The following is a 408-nucleotide window of genomic DNA, read 5'->3' as shown; positions in this document are numbered from 1 at the left end:
ATCTCAAGACACTTATTACGTAGGCCATATCAAAGGAGTTGGCCATATTTATCAACAAACTTTTATTGACACGTAGTCCAAAGTAGTATTTGCAAAAGTATTTGACCGGAAACATGCTCTTCTGGCTGCTGATCTGCTTACTTTTAATTTGAGATTAATTTCGTTGGAATCAATCTCTGCTCATGATTGTATTGTACTTTCTAAATTTCAACTTTCAGTATTTGAAAGATCATTGGTAGAGAAATAAGCTCATGGAGAAATTGAATCTCATCATTCTGGATATTTAGGATCTCAAGACTCTTATTACGTAGGCAATATCAATTGTGTTGGACATATTTATCAAAAAAATTTTATTTACAATTTTTCCAAAGTAGTATTAGCAAAACTATATGACCGTAAAAATGCTCT

General features: G+C 31.6%; 1 pseudogene. It reads left to right on the top strand.

Annotation, left to right across the window (positions count from 1 at the left end):
- Positions 1–139: pseudogene (locus GNY06_RS13895) on the top strand (IS481 family transposase); the annotation flags it as partial.
- Between the last annotated feature and the right edge of the window lie 269 nt (positions 140–408).

The organism is Elizabethkingia argenteiflava, assembly GCF_009904105.1.
In the GTDB taxonomy this organism is placed as follows: domain Bacteria; phylum Bacteroidota; class Bacteroidia; order Flavobacteriales; family Weeksellaceae; genus Elizabethkingia; species Elizabethkingia argenteiflava.
The sequence above is the reverse complement of the archived record's forward strand: the minus strand, read 5'-3'. Positions and strand labels throughout refer to the sequence as shown.